Source organism: Herbaspirillum lusitanum P6-12, assembly GCF_000256565.1.
In the GTDB taxonomy this organism is placed as follows: Bacteria; Pseudomonadota; Gammaproteobacteria; order Burkholderiales; family Burkholderiaceae_D; genus Herbaspirillum; species Herbaspirillum lusitanum.
Map to the genome: position 1 here is coordinate 1 of NZ_AJHH01000783.1, position 2,260 is coordinate 2,260.

A 2,260-nucleotide genomic window follows, 5' to 3' on the forward strand; every position below is an offset into this window, starting at 1 on the left:
CGGCGCGCGACATCATCGCCGACGATGCACTGGGTCCCCAACTTCCGGCAAGATAAGATTTCGGCAACGCAGCAGTGCTCTGCCAATGGTTCAACAACGGTTCAACCCAGCGCCATGCCGCTTCCTGCTCATCGCGCCGTACGAACAGCGCGAGGTTGCCGCGAATCACATCCAGCAACAGCCGCTCGTAAGCATCTGCCCGTTTTTGTTTAAAGGCCTGGTCGAAGGCCAGATCCAGCGCTACCGGCTGGATCGTCATGCTGTCGCCGGGTTGCTTGGCGAAACAGTGCAACTGTATCGACTCCTCCGGCTGCAGGCGGATCACCAGCCGGTTGCTGTTTTCCACGCCTTGCGGCATCGGCAGGATGGCATGCGGGATCGGTTTGAAGGTGATCACGATCTCCGCCGTGCGTTCCGCCAGACGCTTGCCGGTGCGCAGGAAAAACGGCACGCCGGCCCAGCGCCAGTTATTGATCTCCGCGTGCAGCGCGATGAAGCTCTCGGTCTTCGACTGCGGCGCAATGCCGGCTTCCTGGTGATAACCGCCGACCGCCTGGCCGCGCACCGCGCCGGCGGCGTACTGGCCGCGCACGGCGCGGGATTCCAGGTCGTCGCGGCTGAACGGTTTCAGGGCGCGCAGCACGCGTACTTTTTCGTCCCGTATAGCATTGGCATCAAGCGAAGTCGGAGGTTCCATCGCCACCATGCACAGCAGCTGCAGCAAATGGTTCTGCACCATGTCGCGCAAGGCGCCGGTGCCGTCGTAGAACTCGCCGCGGCCTTCCACCCCGAGCTGCTCTGCGATGGTCAGTTGCACGTGCTCGATCGACTCGCGCCGCCACAGCGGTTCGAACAGGCTGTTGGCAAAGCGCAAAGCCAGCAAGTTCTGAACCGACTCCTTGCCAAGGTAGTGGTCGATGCGATAGATCTGGTCTTCGGCGAACACGCGCGCCACGGCGTCGTTGATCGCGCGCGAGGATTGCAGGTCGTGGCCGAGCGGCTTTTCAAGGACCACGCGGGCGTTGTCCAGCGCAATGCTGCTGGCGGCCAGGTGATTGCAGATCGGTTCAAACAGCTTCGGCGAAGTCGCCAGGTAATACACCGTGACGGCCTGGTTGTTCAGTTGCTCGCCAAGCAACGCGTAGTCGGCGGCGCGGGTCGCGTCCAGCACTACATAGGTAATGCGGCGCAGAAAACTTTGCCATTTGTCGGCGTTCTGATTGGCAATGCCTTCACTGACGTACAGGCCGGATTGCGTATGAACCCAGTCAAGATACGACTCCTGATTCAACTCCTGTTTGGCCACGCAGATGATGCGTCCCTCTTGATGCAATTTGCCGTCAAGATGCGCGGAGAACAATGCAGGAAGGATCTTCCGCATCGCCAGGTCGCCTGTCGCTCCAAACAGGACGAAATTGAACAAGCACGCTTCTTCTTGAATGACTTGCATGAGATTTCTATGTAATTAAACAAAACTTATATTGCAATGTTACTGTAGCATTACTACAATTACAAGCGAGCGACGGGAGTTCGTCCTAATAATTAAATTTATTCAGGCAATTTTTGTAGTTTTACTAAAATGAAGTAGAAAAGAGTGCTCTGAAGCACCCGCCGTACCTACAGCAAGTTCTCTTCCCCGGGGAACCCAGACCTTGCCGCGGTGCAAGCCGACGGCAATTTTTAAAACACAGGAGATAAAAAATGATGTTGAAGCACGCCATTAAAAAAAGTCTGATCGCCACCACCCTGATCGCAGCTTCCACCGTAGCGTATGCCGCGGAAGTGGAAGTGCTGCATTACTGGACCTCCGGCGGTGAAGCAAAATCGGTTGCCGAACTCAAAAAAATCATGGAAGCCAAGGGCGTGACCTGGAAAGACTTCGCGGTCGCCGGCGGCGCTGGCGAGAACGCAACCACCGCCCTGAAGGCGCGTGTCATCGCCGGCAGCCCTCCGACAGCCGCCCAGATCAAGGGCCCTGCAATCCAGGAATGGGGCCAGGAAGGCGTGTTGGCCAATATCGATTCCGCCGCAACCGCCGGCAAGTGGGATTCCCTGCTGCCGAAGTCGGTCTCCAGCGTGATGAAATACCAAGGTCACTACGTCGCCGCACCGGTCAACGTGCACCGCGTCAACTGGCTGTGGATCAACCCGGAAGTGCTGAAGAAAGCCGGCGCCAAGACCCCGACCAACTGGGATGAATTCTTCGACGCTGCAGAAAAGATCAAGAAGGCCGGCTTCGTCGCCGTTGCCCATGGCGGCC

Annotated in this window: 2 protein-coding genes; one reads left to right on the forward strand and one right to left on the reverse strand. The window is 58.0% G+C overall.

What is annotated here, in order from left to right; translation table 11 throughout:
• Positions 1–1,450 (reverse strand): glucose-6-phosphate dehydrogenase (gene zwf / locus HLUSI_RS0125235; protein ID WP_016836577.1); only part of this gene is annotated, 1,450 nt, incomplete at its 3' end.
• Between the two features lie 251 nt (positions 1,451–1,701).
• Between zwf and HLUSI_RS0125240 the strand changes: the two genes are divergently transcribed.
• On the forward strand, positions 1,702–2,260 hold a 559-nt coding region (locus tag HLUSI_RS0125240; RefSeq protein WP_016836578.1), incomplete at its 3' end, for an ABC transporter substrate-binding protein.